Origin of the sequence: Paenibacillus agricola (assembly GCF_011440305.1) — a bacterium.
GTDB lineage: Bacteria > Bacillota > Bacilli > Paenibacillales > NBRC-103111 > Paenibacillus_S > Paenibacillus_S agricola.
This window is the reverse complement of record NZ_JAAOIW010000001.1, coordinates 448,232-465,506: the sequence shown is the minus strand read 5'-3', so window position 1 is coordinate 465,506 and position 17,275 is coordinate 448,232. Positions and strand designations below refer to the sequence as shown.

Genomic DNA, 17,275 nt, shown 5'->3' with positions numbered 1-17,275 from the left:
AGGGACTCCTCCTTAAAATTTGTGTTTTTTCATCAGGGGCACGCCGATCCGATTGAGTACGGTCTCTAGTAGCGACCAGCCCCATCGACGGTATGCGGGTAAATGTCTATCATATACGGCTGTATACTCGATAGCGGATGTAGCCCCTCTGTTACGCTTAAATTGGGCTGCTCCTGAGCTTTCGTGAAGCAAATGGCCATTGTGTAAGGCCAGCCGTATAAGAACGGCTGAGAGCATCCTATAGAGCCCGAGGCTTTGGGGCAGCTCGGTATTATAACCAAAGATTGGCGTAGTCATAACGCCATCACGGGAATAATAGCCAAGCACTGCATCAATGCGTCCGGTTTCATTATGGCGCAGGGCATAGATTTCCAGCAGCCGCTCGCGCAGGGCCAATTCCATAAAGCTTTCGTTAAACCATGGATTGCAGCGTGAATATTTATCCAAGTATAACGCATTATACAGCTTGACCAACCGTGGTGTATCGGAACGTGCCAGCTCGTCAGGCGAAACGACCGAATAGCCGTTTTTTTCTAGCAGCCCATAATCCCGTTTCACAAGCCAACGGGCTTTGGAAGGCAGGCCATCTTGTTGGGTAGTGGGCAGCATATAAATTTGCCGGCTAGGGACTAGACGGCAGCCAAGAGCGGCTAGGCTGTCAGTTTGCGATTTAGCGGTATCGCGATTAAGGGAACGCCATGCCAAAGCGTGATCAGGAAATCTTAGGCGTAAATAATACAGAATAGCTTCGATCTGATCGGGCGCAAGCTCCACACACAAATTGGTGGATAACAGCCAATTATTAATATGGACGGCCTTATTTAAACTCCCAAGCTTTAAGCCAACTCCAACCCCGTTTAATAATAGGGCGAGCGCTTTTTCAAGGCTGCGATTTTGCAGCAAAACAAGCTCCTGCTTGGCATAAGTTACATAATGCGTGAACGGCGAACATACATAGGAATTATCATATTCCTTATAGTTAACGGTAAGGGGGATAACTTGTCCATCAATCAGGAGCACATAGAGCTCCGTGGCTACATTGCCTATATAAGTGGTGGGCGATCCCTTGATGAATGGAAGCAAATACCGTTTGGCATAACTGCCGGCCTCTGTATCTGGCCATGTCAGCTGGTGAATATTGTCACGATTATATAAATCGATGCTGCAATTCAGAGCGTAAACCTCCTTTCAACACGGCGTAATTTCCTTGACTTGAGGACAGGCTCATAGGGAGTAAAGGCGATCTCCGGTATGAGGCAATGCATACGCTTGAATAAAGCTTCTAAGGCTTCTCTAATAGACGTATGGACGGCATCAGATATAGAGCCGGGTACAGGAGTGGCTTCCGGATCGGTTTCAAGCTGCAGTGAAAGCTCAATTCGGCTGGGAGCAGTTTGAATAAGCTTATAGGCACCCACAAAAGGCGCAGCTCCCATGACGGCTCTGGTGAGCAGATCCGGGAATACGGGCACTAGCTCTGCACTCGCTTGGTGGGGCAAATAAAATAAATCATCACAGCGGCCCTCCACGGCTTCAATCGCTGTCATAAGGGAGCCGCAGGCACAAGCAGTGGGACGTTTTATTAGGATATCATTAAGCCGATAACGGATAATCGGCTGGGTAAAGCGCGTGAAATCCGTAAGGATCGGTACAAAGCGTTGGCTATTTCCGTTTCGTTCACCACCAATAGCTTCTGTTTGAAAAGCGACAATGTCCTCATTTAAATGTAGGGTTCCATGCGCGCAGGTAGCAGCTAGAAAGCCCTCGGTACATTGGTAAACCTGATGGACAGGCAGGTTAAAAACAGCTTCAATGTGCTGGTTATCGAGCGGATCCAACACTTCGGCAACAGATACAATGCGCTTAGGTTTAACCAGCAGCCTACCTTGGCGATATGCTTCCGCCAACAGCCGGAGTACCGAAGGGGGGGCGATCCAAAGATGGGGACGATATTGGTTCAATCGTTGTATATGCTGCTGCATGGGTTCGAGCAAGTCAAAAAACTCGAACCGCAGACGCCCTCCGCTGACAGAGCCATATAAATTGCTGTTAGCCCTAAGGAAAAAAGCGATGCGGTGAGCTGCAAAAAGAGAGCCCGGCAGCACCTTTGCAAGCACCATACCCGCCCAACTATATTGCTCTTGAGGGCTGACCAGAAATAAACCACGGCTGCCGGAGGTGCCCGACGATAAGCCGACTGTGATTCCATGCAGTACCGGTGTGAAGTCTCGGGTTTGTTCGGCTTTCATCGCCAGCGCAAAGGCTTCCTCTTTATGAATGCTGGCCGTATTCAATTGGTCGAAATGCTCCATCATAAGCTGTTTATCGATGATCGGAAATTCGCGCCAGCGTGACAGCGGCAGCCCATCCCATAGCTCGCGGTAAAACAAGGAGGCATGGCGTACACGGTTTAAGTGCTCTTGGACCCTCGCTTCCTGCCATTGCTCGAAAGCGGGGCGGCTCGCCCAACGGCGACCATAGCGACTTAGGAAATAATGCCAGAGAGCTGTTCCTTTATGAACCAGCATAAGTGATCAACTCCTTAAATTCCTTGAGTAACTCATTTTTTTAGTAACTCACTTTTTGATGTTCCAGGCAATGAGTAGGCATGATGCAAAGGGACGGGAATCTTTGATGCAGTTCTACAAGCTTGGCAAAGCTGTCCGCATAGCCCTTGCGGTTGGACATAATAATCCCTGCCAATGGATGGGGCGGCAGGTTGTCTCGTATAGCTCGGCTGGACCAGGCCGCATCAGCGCAGAGCAAGTAATCCTGCTCCGTAGTAGAAAGGAATAAGCCGATCTGCCCAGCAGCATGGCCCGGCAGATCGATGGCTACCAGACTGCCATCGCCTAAAATATCATAGCCCACTGGAAAGGGGCTCCCATTAGGCAAGGCTGTATAACGAACTGCCTCAGTAGGAATGGCTAAGGAAGGCGCTGAGAGAGCAGATACTGGGAAAGAATGCTTTGTAGCCGATGCCGACAACGGTTGGAGCCTGAAAGGTCGAGAACGCTTTTCGAAATCATCAGGCAGCAGCCCGGGCAAATAGCCTGCTTTCACGGCTGCCAGCCCACGCTTTCTGTAAACCGCCTCATAAGCTTCGGCAGCATAGATGAATTGGGTATTCGGAAAGTCGCGCAGCCCTGCGATATGGTCGCCGTGAAAGTGCGAGATCATTATGATCGCAACATCCTGAGGCGCATAGCCTAATTGCCGAAGCTGGCTTGAAGCACTTTGCTCCTTCTGGAAATAAACAGGAGTTAACCGCCCATATATAGAAGTCGGAAAATGTGAGGTCTCTTTAGCGAACCGCTCCGAGTAACCGGTATCAAACAAAATAAGCCCGGCATGGGGATGCTCAATACAAGCGAAGCCGGCCGGGAACTGTACGGCTTGAAATACGCCGCCGCGCATGGTCACCCATTCATGATGGGTGCAGTAGCCTGCGCTTAACCAATGCAGCCGCTCGATCGGCGGTAGCTGGAAAGGCCTTGTGGTCACTGGCGGCTCCTCCAGTACTGGGCAAATGCCTGTAAACCGGCCCATACACTAATTTGAGGGGCATAGCCAAATGCTTGCTTAGCTGCGCTAATATCAAGCGTCTGGCTACGCCCCAGAACGCCAACGCTGTAGCGGGTTAAGAGCGGTTCAGGTTTACTTGGGCGCAAATTGGCAATCAGCTCCATAACGGCCGCTAACTGATAGGCGACTTGGTAGGAGAGCCGTTTTATTCGCATCGGGACGCCCAGTTCGCTGAAAAGCAGGGGCAGCATGGTGGCTAGCTGGACAGGCTCCCCATTGGAAATATTATAAATACGCCCCATAGCATCGGAGGGAGCCTGGCAGCAAAGGAGTAATGCGTCCACTACGTTATCCACATAAGTTAAATCAATCCATGCCAAGCCGCCATCGATGAGTGGCACTCCCCGGGAAGCATTGGCGCGGATCAGCCTGGGCAGTATCGAGCTGTCCCCTGGACCAAAGATCGCCCGTGGACGAAGGATGGCAGCGCTTAGCCCGCGGTTACAGGCTTGCTCAACCTCAAGCTCGGCGAGCCGCTTCGTTGCTGCATAGGCATTGGCAAATTTAGTCGGAAGTGGGGCGGACTCGGTAATATTCAACCGATCCTGAAAGTCGAAATAGACACTGGGCGTAGAAATATGGATAAGGCGCTGCACCCCATGCTGGAAGCAGCCAGCAATCACATGCTTGGTTCCTTCGACATTTGTGCTGTAAAAATCAGCGTACTTTCCCCACGGTGAGGAAAGAGCACCGCTGTGGAAGACAACCTCCTGGCCAGAGCAAGCGGCCATGACCGCCTCTTGGTCTTGAAGGTCAACCTGCATAAAGCGGGCGCCCTTGGTTTGCAGCAGCCCGCCGAGCGTCGCATTACGTCCGAGCGCGGTTACCTCCCAGCCTAAACCAAGCAACCGTTCCGCCAAGCGGCCGCCCAGAAAACCGGTGGCTCCTGTTAGGAGTGCTTTCATGGCTCCCCATTCCATTCAATATCATAGGTCATGGCAGCGGTTAGGGAGATACGCTGGGCTTTGCTTACCCGCCAAGTATCAAGCAATTGCGGAATTTGCTCAAAAAACGGCAGCGGATCGTTGTACTTCCAAATCACATCGCGTGCCTTAACAAAGTGCTGCCAAAAGCGGCTAAACCCTCGCCAGGAGGTGGCCTCCTTAAGTCCAAAGCCAAGCATGGCCAAAGAAAGCATAGAAGCCTTGCCGGAGTGGGGCTGGATGCAATCGCCTGCTGCCACCAAGACTTCTGGAGCAAGGAGCGCTTGCTCCAAACCATCGCCTTCGCTGAATAAATGGATGCCGCTCGTTGCCCTTGGGTTGCATTCTAAGGGATAAAGGGTACGATCCTGAGCAGATTCAATAAAATCAAAGGCAATTTGCCCACTAAAATGCTCCTTCTCTACAAATGTGCGAACCCATGCCATAAGTTCGGGGTGGTCGAGCGGTTGGAAATAAACACAAGCGCCACGATTAGCCGTATACCTAACCTCATAGGCAGTATGGGCGACCACAACGCCTTGAAAGGCTACACTGTAGGTGCAAAGCGGCCTGCCGCTTATATACTGCTGGATAATCCAAGGGCGCTCTGGGGTTGCTTGAGGCGAATGCAAAGGATTCAAGCCTTTTAACCGCTCATTAAGAGCAACAGTTGGTCCAAACAATTGGACATTTTCAGCAAACCTTGAAAATGCAGGCTTCAATACATAACCATCCAGTAACAAAGCATGTTCCTCCCCGACAATTGCCCTCCAATCCTCTTCGTTATGGATCGCTTGTGTATAGGGGATGGCCAGCCCATACGCTTCGGCTTGCTTAATAAAATCCCACTTGCTATGGAGCTTCTTCAACTGCTCCAATGGCGCGGCGACCACTTTACAAAGCCGATCCAGTTGGGGCAGCCCGCGCGCAATCCACAATATTTCCTCACAGGTTGGAATGAGCATATGGATATGCCTTTTCTGAATGATATCCACAAGTGCAGCGATATATGGCTCCGGATCCTTGTTAGGCGCCGGTACCTGGTGGCTTTGGGCTACAGAGCGTGATTGCCGGCATAGATGATGGGGCACGCTTTCCGCAAGGTCGATGCGATGGCCGGCTTTAGCCAGCATCCTTGCCAATTCTAGCGTTATAGGCGCCCGGCCACCGGTAAGCAGTATATGTAGGGTGGGCTGGTGTGCAGTTTTCATGACCGTCTGCTCACCAGCTTGTTCAATAACCGCGTGGGCAATCTTATCAATACTCAAAGATAACTCCCCCCAACGAAAGTCCGGCAGAGGTGCCAAGCAGGAGGATGCGGTCACCGCGGGACATTTGCTTGTGGCGGATCGCTTCATGCAGCCCAATTGGAATAGAAGCGGCAATCGTATTGCCAAAAATGGGTGTCGTGTATAGCAATTGCTCTTCAGAAATATTTAAACGCTTTCGCAATAATTTCATGGCCATGGCGCTTCCCTGGTGGGGAATGACCAGGCTAATGTCCGAGATTTGCAGCTGTGATTTAAGAAGCAACTGCTCCACGAACGGGGGAAGCAGCTTGGAAGCCATTCGAAAAATGGCGTGGCCGTTCATCCGGAACAAATAGTCCTCCTCATTATCGGTTGTATGATGCTTTGCATGCTGGGCACTCCCGCCCGCCCTAATTTCCGAAAATTCCGAACCAGAGCTATACGTTTCCATAGCGGCATGCAGAATAGCCGAGCTTTCGGCTGGAGCCGTTTGTTCAATGACGACCGCAGCGGCACCATCTCCGAATAAAGCAGCACTTTCTTTATCATTGAAGTTGATCCCTTCGGATGCGATTTCCGTCGCTACGAGCAGCACACGGCGGTATCGTCCCGCATCTATCAAATATGAAATCAGGTCTAAACCCGTTACAAAGCTTAAGCAGGTAGCATTCACATCAAAGCAAGGCACGCCGGAATTTTCCTGCTGCATCGCTTTTTGGATCAATACGGCTGTACAGGGAATAGGCTGCTGCATCGTTCCGCTGGTGCACACGATACAATCAATATCGGCAAAGGCTAGCCCTGCATCCTCCAATGCCGCATAGGCAGCGCTGGCACCCATTTCGGAAGCTGTTTCATTCAGTATAAAATGGCGAGTCTTGACATCTGATTTCAAATGGGTCCAGCCAGCAGGAACACCTAATCTACGATCCATCTCATCGCTAGTAATGAGTTGCTTGGGTAAATAGGTTCCCGTACCCACTATTTTGACTTTGCGTGGTTTCATGATGAGTCCTCCTAGTATAAAAGCTCCGACGTTCCTCTATTGTAAAGTAATGCCGGAGAATGAAAAGTACTATCTTATTCTAGTACCCAATTCGACAGGAGTAAATCGATTCCCTGTAAGGAGGCTGGTTGTACTTCATAATGCTAAGGCTATTGCAGACAATAGACGACAAAAAAAGACCGCCAACCGCTGCATGGTTAGACAGACTTTGGAAATGAAGTTATATATACTTGTCTCAGCGGATGCACCTGAAGTGATAGTTTCTCTAAAAGTATCTGTACATGTAGGAAGATATCTTCCTGCAAGAAGGCTGCCAAAAGGCTACGAAAAGGCTGTAGAGAGGAAAATAAACATGATCGTATATGTGGATCTTATTTTCCTGGTCAATTTCTTGATTGACGGGCTGTTGCTTTATATGACGGCGCGAACACGTAAAATACCGGTTGTATGGTGGAGGCTCCTGATCGGTTCTGGCATTGGCGCAATCTACGTGGTATTTATGTTTATTCCGGCTTTGTCTTTTTTATTTACGTTTATTGTAAAGCTTTGTTTTGCCTTAATCATGATTGCGATAAGCTTCGGAATAGTCAGCCTACAGCACTTTTTACGAAATATGGGCATCTTTTATTTAATTAATTTTGTAGCGGCTGGCGGTATATTGGCGATTCATTATTTTTGGCAAAGCTCGAATGAGGTATGGAATGGCATTGCTATTAGCCAATCCGGTGGAATTACGCATGAGCTTCGATTTGGTCTTATTTTTATTTCTCTGGCACTCGTTACTGTGATTTGGTTTTACAAGCATGTGTTCCAAAGCGCTAAACAGCGAGAGGAGTTGACCTCTTTTTTTGCCAACGTTCAGATTGATATCGGTATGGTGAGATTGAGCTGCATCGGCTTGATTGATACCGGCAATCAGTTGTATGACCCATTAACTCGCACTCCGGTCATGATTATTGAAGCCTCGCAATACGAAGCCTATGTACCCAAGGCATGGATGCAAAAAATTCGCGACTCACAGGTTGACCAAATTCTCGCGGGCATGGGTCAAGATCATGAACAAGATCATGAAATGGAAAGCTTTATTTGGCAGGATCGGTTGAGGCTAGTGCCTTATCGAGGCATTAATAAAGCCACCCAGTTTATGCTTGCGATTAAACCGGACCGGGTTACCATTAGCCACCAGAACCGATGTATGGAATCCCACAAAGTATGGATAGGGCTAGATGGCGGCAAGCTTAGCTCCGACAATTCTTACCAAGCGATTATACATCCCAAGCTGCTGCAGCCATAACTCATCCTAAGCGCAAGGAGGAACGAAGTTCATGTCATTAACATGGAAGCTGCGCATGCAGATTGCTTATTACCGTCTGCTGATGCTGCTTAAGCTGAAGAGTGAAGAAATTTATTACATTGGTGGGAGTGAAGCACTACCGCCTCCACTTACACGAGAAGAGGAAGAATATTTGTTGGGAAAGCTAACTACCGGTGATTCGGCGATCCGTGCGATGCTGATCGAACGAAACCTTAGGCTTGTTGTGTATATTGCCCGTAAGTTTGAGAATACAGGCATCAATATCGAGGATTTGGTATCGATTGGCGCCATTGGTTTAATTAAGGCGGTTAATACCTTTGATCCCGAGAAAAAAATTAAATTAGCCACCTACGCCTCGCGTTGTATCGAGAATGAAATTTTAATGTACCTGCGCCGCAACAACAAGACACGCAGTGAGGTATCCTTTGATGAGCCTTTAAATATTGATTGGGATGGGAATGAGCTCTTGCTGTCTGATGTGCTGGGCACGGAGAACGATACGATTTATCGCAATATTGAAGAGCAAGTAGACCGCAAACTGCTGCATAAGGCATTAGATAAATTATCTGAGCGTGAGCGTACCATTATGGAATTGCGCTTTGGGCTGCAAAATGGGGAGGAGAAAACCCAAAAGGATGTTGCTGATATGTTGGGCATTTCGCAATCGTATATTTCCCGCTTGGAGAAGCGGATTATTAAGCGGCTGCGCAAGGAATTTAACAAAATGGTGTAACGAAATTTTGAAGCTCCAGGTCGTTTCTGGAGTTTTTTATTTAGGGTCGACCGAGGAAAAGAGAAGCTTTGTTTCTGTCGGCTACGCATAAAATTAAAGTCCGAGGGGATAATTAACATTAATGTTTCTCCTTGGGAGGTAATCACGGTGACCCGTAATAAAGTCGAGATTTGCGGTGTAGATACGGCAAAGCTTCCTGTATTAACTAACGCGGAAATGCGTGAATTATTCATGAAATTACAGACGCTTAATGAAAGATCAGCTAGAGAAAAGCTTGTGAATGGCAACCTTCGCTTAGTGCTCAGTGTGATTCAACGCTTTAATAACCGTGGCGAATTTGTGGATGATTTGTTTCAAGTCGGATGTATCGGACTCATGAAGGCAATCGATAATTTTGACTTAGGCCAAAATGTGAAATTTTCTACTTATGCCGTGCCGATGATTATAGGTGAAATTCGCCGGTATTTACGTGATAATAATCCAATCCGTGTCTCCAGGTCGCTAAGGGATATCGCTTATAAGGCACTGCAGGTTCGCGATACCTTGACGAATCAAAATTGCCGGGAGCCTACAATTTATGAAATTTCGGAAGCCTTGAATGTACCTAAAGAGGATGTAGTTTTTGCTTTGGATGCGATCCAGGATCCGGTCTCCTTATTCGAACCCATCTATCATGATGGTGGTGACCCCATTTATGTAATGGATCAAATTAGTGATGACCGGAACAAGGATGTCTCCTGGATCGAAGGAATTGCGCTTCGCGAAGCGATGCATAAGCTGAATGCACGGGAAAAAATGATTTTGTCTATGCGTTTTTTTGATGGTAAAACGCAAATGGAGGTTGCCGACGAAATTGGCATTTCCCAGGCGCAGGTATCACGCTTGGAAAAGTCTGCGATCTCACAAATGCAAAAGCATGTTAAAAACTAAATTGAAATTAACACTTTTTTGGGATCACCCTACGATAATATTTGCCAAGCCTGACCAAGACCAACTTGCTGAATCGATTTCAGCGAGGGGTCTTTTTTCCACAGAGGGGACATTTTGCCCAAGTCCTACATATAGTAGTATAAGAAATTAACAATCCAATGAATACGTGGTGGTAGCAACGTGAAAATATCAGATTTTCAAACCAAGGACGTAATCAATATTGTGGACGGAAAAAAGCTTGGGCAAATTAGCGATTTGGAGCTGGATCTACGCAATGGCACGATCGAATCGATCGTTGTGCCTAATCCCAGCCGTTTTTTTGGATTATTCGGTGGATCCTCCGACGTTGTGATCCCATGGACAAATATCGTGAAAATCGGTATGGATGTGGTGTTGGTCAAAGTTGATGATGTCCGCACCTTCCGCCAGAAGGAGCAGGAACCGGAGCCTTATTACGAATTTAATAAGAATTATCGAGCACAGCCCTGAAATATGCAGCAAGAGTGCTGTTTTTGGCACATTGGTGTATACTGGTACCATAAGGACAAGGCAAGCGAACAGCCATTGTTCACCGCACTTCTATGGATAGCTGGTAGAAAAGCGATGGGAGGCGGATTATGGAACCTTTCGTATCGGAAAAGGCAGATAATGGATGCGAATTATTGATCATAAATAGCTGGATGGAACGGGACAGCAGCCTGACAGCGGGCTTTACCTCCCGTCACGGCGGAGTGAGCCAGGAAGCCTTTGGCAGTTTGAACTGCGGGCTTCATGTGGACGATGTTCCCGCTCATGTTATCAGCAATCGCCAGCTGCTAGCCAACTCACTAAACGTTCATTTGCAGCAATGCACATACGGGGAGCAGGTTCATGGCAATGAGGTGCAGAAGGTAGTGAAGCTCCATGCAGGAGCAGGAACTGATTCTCGCGATGATGCGATCCAGGCCAAGGATGCCTTTATTACGAATGAGCCAGGTCTTTTCCTTCATGTCTTGTTTGCGGACTGTGTGCCCCTCTATTTCTATGATCCGGTTAAACGGGTTGTAGGCATCGCCCATGCAGGCTGGAAGGGAACGGCTTTGCAAATTGCACTCGAAACCTTAAAGGCTATGCAACGGGAATATGGAACCAAAGCCAAAGATGTGCTGGCTGTTATTGGTCCGTCGATTCAAGCATGCTGTTATGAGGTAAATGATACTGTAGTCTCAAGATTTTGTGAGACTATGGAGGAAATGGGCATTCTTAATGAAGCAGCGGAGGGCACTCCACCCATTTATGAGAGCACATCGAATGGCAAATATAACTTGAACTTGCAACAAATGAATCGACAAATTATGATGAAAGCAGGAATTATGCCTGCCCATATCGAAATGAGTAGTTTATGTACCAGCTGTCGAACTGATTTGTTTTTTTCTCACCGCAAAGAGCTGGGAAAAACTGGGAGAATGGCTGCTTGGATCGGTTTTTATGAATAGAGGTGATATCCTTTTATGGAGTTAGTGCAACATATGGAGCAGGTAGAAGCTAAAGTTATAAAAGCCTGCCAACGTTCCCATAGAAATCGCCAGGACGTGCAGATTATTGCCGTTACCAAATACGTGTCCATCGAAACGACGGGTGAAGCGATTCGCCTGGGCATGAATCATATTGGAGAAAATCGCTGGCAGGATGTGCAGCCCAAATGGGAAGCGTTTCAAGATCAGGCGGTTTGGCATTTTATCGGGCATCTTCAGACGAATAAGGTGAAGGATGTAATTGGCAAGTTTGCCTATATTCATTCACTGGACCGTTTGTCCTTGGCTACCGAAATCGAGAAAAAAGCTGCGGCATTAAACTTGGTCGTGTCCTGCTTTATCCAGCTTAATATTTCAGGCGAGCAAACCAAGTATGGGATGAGCCCTGATGAATTAAAAGGTTTTGTTGAGAAGCTTGTCCATATGCCGCATATTCGAATTGTCGGGCTTATGACCATGGCACCTTACGAAGCGGAGCCCGAGTCAACCCGCCCGGTATTTCGAGAGCTACGCAGACTTCGGGATGAATTAAATAAAGAGCAAGTTTTAGGGTATGAAATTGCTCATTTGTCGATGGGCATGTCTAATGATTTTGAAGTGGCTATCGAGGAAGGCGCAACCTGGGTTCGGTTAGGGACCATTCTAGTAGGGAAAGAATAATGTTTACGGAGCCAGTTTTTCCAAAAACTTTGAGGAGGAGAATAAATGGGAATGATGAATAAATTCATGAACTTTATCGGGATTCAGGAAGAAGAAGAAATCATCGAACGTGAACAAGTCGCCGAACAACAAGAAGATCATGAAACCAATCCGGTGGAGCAACGTAAAAACAAAGGTAACATTGTTAGTATTCACTCCGCTAAGCAAGTACGTGTTATTCTCAATGAGCCTAAGTCTTACGAGGATACGCAGGAAATAGCTGACCATTTGCGCTCACGACGCCCTGTTGTTGTTAATTTACATTTGGTACGTTCAGACCAAGCAACACGTATTGTCGATTTTTTGAGCGGTACTGTCTATGCACTTAATGGCTCTATATCCAAAATTGGTCCGAATATCTTTCTATGCACACCAGACACGGTAGAAATACACGGATCAATCTCCGAAATGATGAACACAGAAGGTTAGCTTCAAACACTATTTAAATCGAGGTGAACAGGTTGATCGCTATTATCGGCTACATTGACACGCTTATACAAATCTATACATACATGCTGATAGCCTACGTGCTGTTATCATGGCTGCCAGCCGCCAAAGAGAGCTTTGTTGGCGAAATATTGGGCAAGCTCTGTGAGCCTTATTTATCGATATTCCGGCGGTTTATACCACCTATTGCCGGAGTTATTGATATATCACCGCTTGTTGCCTTAATTGCTTTAAACTTCGTGGGTCAAGGAATTGCAGCCATCCTGCTCTTTTTCATGAGATAATGGACATTCAGACCGAACAAATTTATGCCCACTTTCATCCTGACGAGCATCGCTTTGTAGATAAAGCCGCGGAGTGGGTGGCTCGTGCGGAGCAACATATGGTGAAGCTGACGGATTTTCTCGATCCGCGCCAGGCTTTTATTGTATCGGCGTTAGCTAACCGAAGCAGGGATATACATATTCGTTTTGACGGGGGGCATGAGCATGCAGAGCGTAAGCGTGCTTTTATAGCCCCTGATTACCGTGTATTGGATAAAGAGGATATGGGCATCAGCCTGATATCTGTGACTTCTCTCGATAACAAGCTGAAGGATTTGGATCATGGGGATTACATGGGTTCGATCCTAGCTATTGGTATGAAAAGAGACAAGGTCGGCGATATTTATGTGACTGATCAAGGCTGCCAGTTCCTTGTTGCCATAGAAGTGGCCGATTATATGCGGCTTAATTTGCAGCAGGTTCATCGCGTCCATGTTCAGACTACCCTGCTTTCCTTGGATCAACTGGAGCCTGCCAAGACAAGGCTAGAGGAGCAAAGCTTATCCGTGGCCTCCCTTCGCTTGGATGGGATTGTTAGTGATGTTTACCATCTCAGCCGTGCCAAAATTTTAATTCCGATTAAAGCGGGACGCTGTAAGGTAAATTGGAAGCAAGAGGAAGACCCAAGTAAGCCTTTGAAAGCAGGAGATATGGTATCTTTGCAAGGATTTGGTCGTTTTCAGGTTTTGGAAGTGGAAGGTGTTACAAAAAAAGGGAGATACCGCGTTAAAATCGGCAAATATGTTTAATTGCCGATTTTTTTTGTTTCATTATGCAGGAAATATTGGGCATGCCGTCGAATATAGGAGTACGCGTCGGACAGGGCTATTTCCGTACTGTTGTCAATTATTCAGGAGGTGCAGCAATGGCTTTATCACCATTGGATATACATAATAAGGAATTTGGGCGGTCGTTCAGGGGTTATGATGAGGATCAGGTCAACGAATTTTTAGATCAAATTATTAAAGATTACGAAGCTAATATTCGTGAGAACAAGGATTTGCAGAATCAGCTAGCAGCGATCCAAGAACGACTTACGCATTTCTCCAATATCGAGGAGACGCTTAGCAAAACGATTATTGTGGCACAGGAAGCGGCTGATGAGCTGAGAAGCAATTCCAAAAAAGAAGCGCAACTCATTATTAAGGAAGCCGAGAAAAATGCGGATCGGATCATTAATGAGTCTTTGACAAAATCACGCAAGGTTTCCATAGAAATTGAAGAATTGAAAAAACAAGCTTCGATCTACCGAACTCGTTTTCGGACGCTGCTGGAAGCTCAATTGGAGCTGCTCGGCCAGGAAGACTGGAATGCCATGGAGCGTATAGAAATTGAGCAGGCTTAGGCTGGCTTGCCTATTTATAGAGAAACTGCTAAAATGATCAGAAAAAGCGTTGAGTGGGAAGAGTAGGTTACGTACGCAAGGTAAGCGAGTCGGGAGCTGGTGTGAGCCCGATCCTTGCAGTAATGGAAAATCACCCATGAGCATTCTCTTGAACCTTAGTAGAGAGAATCGGCTAATCCCGTTAGCGATTATTGAGTGAAGGCTGTTTATGCAGTTTCTAGGACACTTTTTACATAAAGGGGTCTTTAGTCTTGGCACACAGTCTTAATCAGGGTGGTAACGCGAGGCTTCTCGTCCCTATGGGGGTGAGGGGTTTTTTTGCATATTTGCTATTGTAAAATGAAGAAGGAGCGGGTAATAACATGGACTATGGAAAAACATTAAATTTATTGCAAACGGACTTTCCTATGCGTGGAAATTTGCCACAGGCAGAACCGGGTATGCAGCAGCACTGGGAAGAGATTGATATTTATAAAAGGGTTCAAGAAAGCCGCAAAGGCAAGCCGAAATTTATTTTGCATGACGGGCCTCCTTATGCCAATGGAGATATTCATATTGGCCATGCCTTAAATAAGGTGCTTAAGGATATTATTGTGCGCTTTAAAACGATGCAGGGCTATGATGCGCCATTCGTTCCTGGTTGGGATACGCATGGTTTGCCAATTGAGCAGGCAGTTGCCAATAACGACAAAATTGACCGCAAAAAAATGAGCGTGCATGAGTTTCGCGAATATTGTAAGGATTATGCCTTGCAATCGGTAGAACGGCAGAAAAAACAGTTTAAACGCTTGGCCATTCGTGGCGACTGGAGTCATCCCTACATTACCTTGCAGCCGGAATACGAAGCCCAGCAAATCCGTGTTTTTGGGGAAATGGTCAATAAAGGCTATATTTATAAAGGCTTAAAGCCGGTATATTGGTCCCCATCTTCAGAGAGCGCTTTGGCTGAGGCTGAAATTGAATACCAAGACAAAACATCAGCTTCGATCTATGTAGCTTTTCAAGTTAAGGATGGTAAAGGCAAGCTGCCGGAGGATGCTTCGATTATTATTTGGACAACAACACCGTGGACGCTTCCTGCCAATCTAGGAATTTCCCTGAATCCTGAATTCGAATATGTGCTTGTCGAGGTCGAAGGCAAAAAATATGTGGTGGCCCAAGGACTGCTGGGAGCTGTATCCAAGGAAATCGGCTGGACGGATGCCGTAGTGCTGCAGCAATTCAAGGGCAGTGAGCTGGAGTATGTGCTGTGCCAGCATCCTTTCTACGACAGGACCTCCTTGGTCATGGTAGGCGAGCATGTAACACTTGAAGCTGGTACAGGTTGTGTACACACCGCTCCAGGGCACGGTGAGGATGACTTCGTGGTGGGCCAGCGCTATAAGCTTGGCGTGTTATGTCCCGTGGACGATCAAGGGCATTTCACTGCAGAAGCTCCTGGCTTCGAGGGCATGTTTTATGATAAAGGCAATAAAGTCATTATTGAAATGTTAAAAGAATCTGGCCGCCTGCTTCACATGAGCATGATCCAGCATCAATATCCGCATGATTGGCGTACCAAAAAGCCTGTCATTTATCGGGCAACCGAGCAATGGTTTGCTTCCATTGATAAGTTTCGCCAGGAAATGCTGGATGAAATCAAGCAGGTGAAATGGACACCAAGCTGGGGAGAAATTCGCCTCCACAATATGATCGCAGATCGTGGAGACTGGTGCATTTCCCGGCAAAGGGTGTGGGGCGTGCCGATTCCAATTTTTTATGGCCGCAACAGCAACATTCCGCTAGTCAACAAAGAAACGATTGAGCATGTGGCGCAAATTTTTGAACGGGAAGGCTCCAATGCCTGGTTTCAAAAGGAAGCCGCTGAATTGCTGCCAGAGGGTACGGTTTGCCCAGTAAGCGGAGATACGGAGTTCCGTAAAGAAACCGATATTATGGATGTATGGTTTGATTCCGGCTCCAGCCATATGGCTGTACTGGAAATGCGGGAAGAGCTGCAATGGCCGGCTGATTTGTATTTGGAAGGCTCAGACCAATATCGCGGCTGGTTCAATTCCTCGTTAATTACCGGAGTTGCGGTCAAGGGGACGGCTCCTTACAAAGGTATCCTGAGCCATGGCTTTACACTTGATGGCGAAGGACGTAAGATGTCCAAGTCGATCGGTAATACGGTTGACCCTAATGTCGTGTGTGAGAAGCTGGGAGCCGATATTTTGCGTCTATGGGTTGCTTCCGTTGATTACCAGCAGGACCATCGGGTGTCCGATAAAATATTAACGCAAATTACCGAGGTGTACCGTAAAATTCGCAATTCCTTGCGTTTTTTGCTGGGCAATTTGTCTGACTTTAACCCAGCAACCGACCGTGTCGCTACTAGCGATATGAACGAGCTCGACAGGTTTGCATTGGCTCGTTTGAACCGGATGACAGATCGGGTGATCAAGGCCTATGATGCGTATGAATTTCATATTGTGTATCAGTCTGTTCACCACTTCTGCGCGGTCGAGCTGAGTGCTTTCTATTTGGATATTATAAAGGATCGCCTTTATGCCAGTGCCCCCTCTGATCAAGGAAGAAAAGCGGCGCAGACTGTATTATATGAGGCGTTGACGGCAATAACTAAGTTGATTGCCCCTATTTTGCCGCATACCGCTGATGAAGTATGGGGCTATATCCCAGGCGTGGAGCAAGACAGCATCCAATTAAGCGAGCTGCCGGAAGTTAACTCCGCTTTGTTCGATGAAGCACTGGAGTCGAAATGGGAGCAATTTATTGTGCTGCGTGACGATGTGCTGAAGGCGTTGGAAGAAGCGCGGAAAGAGAAAATGATCGGTAATTCCTTAGGGGCGGCTGTGCATCTGTATCCAGATGCGGAGCAAGGCAAGCTGTTGGCAGAATTAGAGCAATTGGAGCAATTATTTATTGTTTCGGCTGTGCAAGTGCATGAAGCTGGCGAGAAGGCGCCTGAAGGTGCCCGTTCCTCTAAAGGGCTTTCTGTCGAGGTTAAAGTGGCAGAGGGTAAGAAGTGTGAACGCTGCTGGAACGTTACCAAGGATGTGGGTGAAGATCAAGAGCATCCTGCACTATGCAAACGTTGTGCGGAAGTAGTTAAGCAAATGCCTGTCACATAAAATCATATCAGAGTAAGCCCGGCAGCATAGTGGCATAATGGTGCTTGCCAGCCGGGATGCCCCTGATATGTTAA

The 17,275-nt window shown here is 47.3% G+C and carries 17 protein-coding genes and 1 other annotated feature; of the genes, 11 read left to right on the top strand and 6 right to left on the bottom strand.

Going from position 1 to position 17,275, the window contains the following annotated elements; genetic code table 11:
• Window positions 1-12: 12 nt before the first annotated feature.
• The 6 genes from G9U52_RS02260 to G9U52_RS02235 form a co-directional block, all read right to left on the bottom strand.
• Window positions 13-1,083, bottom strand: a complete 1,071-nt coding sequence (locus tag G9U52_RS02260) for a GNAT family N-acetyltransferase (RefSeq protein ID WP_243767085.1) — start codon at window positions 1,081-1,083, stop codon at window positions 13-15.
• Window positions 1,084-1,169: 86 nt separating this feature from the next.
• A complete protein-coding gene (locus G9U52_RS02255) occupies window positions 1,170-2,528 on the bottom strand; it encodes a F390 synthetase-related protein (RefSeq protein WP_166145516.1) in 1,359 nt (452 codons plus the stop codon).
• Window positions 2,529-2,568: 40 nt separating this feature from the next.
• Window positions 2,569-3,504, bottom strand: coding sequence for an MBL fold metallo-hydrolase (locus G9U52_RS02250; protein WP_311764793.1), 936 nt, complete (start codon window positions 3,502-3,504; stop codon window positions 2,569-2,571).
• The gene (locus tag G9U52_RS02245; protein ID WP_166145510.1) at window positions 3,501-4,490 is read right to left on the bottom strand and encodes an NAD-dependent epimerase/dehydratase family protein; all 990 of its coding nucleotides are present in this window, start codon (window positions 4,488-4,490) and stop codon (window positions 3,501-3,503) included. Before G9U52_RS02245 ends, G9U52_RS02250 begins: the two co-directional genes overlap by 4 nt.
• Window positions 4,487-5,776 (bottom strand): ATP-grasp domain-containing protein, encoded by a 1,290-nt coding sequence (locus G9U52_RS02240; RefSeq protein WP_166145507.1) that lies wholly within the window; start codon window positions 5,774-5,776, stop codon window positions 4,487-4,489. Before G9U52_RS02240 ends, G9U52_RS02245 begins: the two co-directional genes overlap by 4 nt.
• Window positions 5,766-6,764, bottom strand: a complete 999-nt coding sequence (locus G9U52_RS02235; protein ID WP_166145504.1) for a beta-ketoacyl-ACP synthase III — start codon at window positions 6,762-6,764, stop codon at window positions 5,766-5,768. Before G9U52_RS02235 ends, G9U52_RS02240 begins: the two co-directional genes overlap by 11 nt.
• 214 nt (window positions 6,765-6,978) lie before the next feature.
• Here G9U52_RS02235 and spoIIGA point away from each other — a divergent pair, with 214 nt between their 5' ends.
• From spoIIGA to ileS, 11 genes are all read left to right on the top strand, one after another.
• The gene (spoIIGA, locus tag G9U52_RS02230; protein WP_243767084.1) at window positions 6,979-8,058 is read left to right on the top strand and encodes a sigma-E processing peptidase SpoIIGA; all 1,080 of its coding nucleotides are present in this window, start codon (window positions 6,979-6,981) and stop codon (window positions 8,056-8,058) included.
• A gap of 31 nt (window positions 8,059-8,089) precedes the next feature.
• Window positions 8,090-8,812, top strand: a complete 723-nt coding sequence (gene sigE, locus G9U52_RS02225; protein WP_166145498.1) for an RNA polymerase sporulation sigma factor SigE — start codon at window positions 8,090-8,092, stop codon at window positions 8,810-8,812.
• A 147-nt stretch (window positions 8,813-8,959) separates the two neighbouring features.
• Window positions 8,960-9,742, top strand: a complete 783-nt coding sequence (gene sigG, locus G9U52_RS02220; RefSeq protein WP_166145495.1) for an RNA polymerase sporulation sigma factor SigG — start codon at window positions 8,960-8,962, stop codon at window positions 9,740-9,742.
• A gap of 180 nt (window positions 9,743-9,922) precedes the next feature.
• Window positions 9,923-10,231, top strand: a complete 309-nt coding sequence (locus tag G9U52_RS02215; protein WP_166145492.1) for a YlmC/YmxH family sporulation protein — start codon at window positions 9,923-9,925, stop codon at window positions 10,229-10,231.
• A 128-nt stretch (window positions 10,232-10,359) separates the two neighbouring features.
• Window positions 10,360-11,217 (top strand): peptidoglycan editing factor PgeF, encoded by an 858-nt coding sequence (gene pgeF / locus G9U52_RS02210; protein ID WP_166145489.1) that lies wholly within the window; start codon window positions 10,360-10,362, stop codon window positions 11,215-11,217.
• A gap of 15 nt (window positions 11,218-11,232) precedes the next feature.
• The gene (locus tag G9U52_RS02205; RefSeq protein ID WP_166145486.1) at window positions 11,233-11,916 is read left to right on the top strand and encodes a YggS family pyridoxal phosphate-dependent enzyme; all 684 of its coding nucleotides are present in this window, start codon (window positions 11,233-11,235) and stop codon (window positions 11,914-11,916) included.
• Window positions 11,917-11,961: 45 nt separating this feature from the next.
• Complete coding sequence (locus tag G9U52_RS02200) at window positions 11,962-12,384, top strand: cell division protein SepF (RefSeq protein WP_166145483.1); 423 nt, start codon at window positions 11,962-11,964, stop codon at window positions 12,382-12,384.
• Between the two features lie 35 nt (window positions 12,385-12,419).
• Window positions 12,420-12,686, top strand: coding sequence for a YggT family protein (locus tag G9U52_RS02195; RefSeq protein ID WP_375790221.1), 267 nt, complete (start codon window positions 12,420-12,422; stop codon window positions 12,684-12,686).
• Between the two features lie 5 nt (window positions 12,687-12,691).
• Window positions 12,692-13,474 carry a YlmH family RNA-binding protein gene (locus G9U52_RS02190; RefSeq protein WP_311764804.1) on the top strand — a complete coding sequence of 261 codons (783 nt, stop codon included), beginning with the start codon at window positions 12,692-12,694 and terminating at the stop codon, window positions 13,472-13,474.
• A gap of 116 nt (window positions 13,475-13,590) precedes the next feature.
• Entirely contained in the window at window positions 13,591-14,070 is a 480-nt protein-coding gene (locus G9U52_RS02185) for a DivIVA domain-containing protein (protein ID WP_166145476.1), read from the top strand.
• A gap of 40 nt (window positions 14,071-14,110) precedes the next feature.
• Window positions 14,111-14,372 (top strand) — a binding site (T-box leader).
• 60 nt (window positions 14,373-14,432) lie between these two features.
• A complete protein-coding gene (gene ileS / locus G9U52_RS02180; RefSeq protein WP_166145473.1) occupies window positions 14,433-17,201 on the top strand; it encodes an isoleucine--tRNA ligase in 2,769 nt (922 codons plus the stop codon).
• Window positions 17,202-17,275: the final 74 nt, after the last annotated feature.

Bases quoted from the DNA above. Each gene is read 5' to 3' on its own strand.
- G9U52_RS02255 (WP_166145516.1), bottom strand. From the start codon at position 2,528: ATGCTGGTTCATAAAGGAACAGCTCTCTGGCATTATTTCCTAAGTCGC.
- G9U52_RS02245 (WP_166145510.1), bottom strand. From the start codon at position 4,490: ATGAAAGCACTCCTAACAGGAGCCACCGGTTTTCTGGGCGGCCGCTTG.
- G9U52_RS02235 (WP_166145504.1), bottom strand. From the start codon at position 6,764: ATGAAACCACGCAAAGTCAAAATAGTGGGTACGGGAACCTATTTACCC.
- spoIIGA (WP_243767084.1), top strand. From the start codon at position 6,979: ATGAAGTTATATATACTTGTCTCAGCGGATGCACCTGAAGTGATAGTT.
- sigE (WP_166145498.1), top strand. From the start codon at position 8,090: ATGTCATTAACATGGAAGCTGCGCATGCAGATTGCTTATTACCGTCTG.
- pgeF (WP_166145489.1), top strand. From the start codon at position 10,360: ATGGAACCTTTCGTATCGGAAAAGGCAGATAATGGATGCGAATTATTG.
- G9U52_RS02205 (WP_166145486.1), top strand. From the start codon at position 11,233: ATGGAGTTAGTGCAACATATGGAGCAGGTAGAAGCTAAAGTTATAAAA.
- G9U52_RS02200 (WP_166145483.1), top strand. From the start codon at position 11,962: ATGGGAATGATGAATAAATTCATGAACTTTATCGGGATTCAGGAAGAA.
- G9U52_RS02185 (WP_166145476.1), top strand. From the start codon at position 13,591: ATGGCTTTATCACCATTGGATATACATAATAAGGAATTTGGGCGGTCG.
- ileS (WP_166145473.1), top strand. From the start codon at position 14,433: ATGGACTATGGAAAAACATTAAATTTATTGCAAACGGACTTTCCTATG.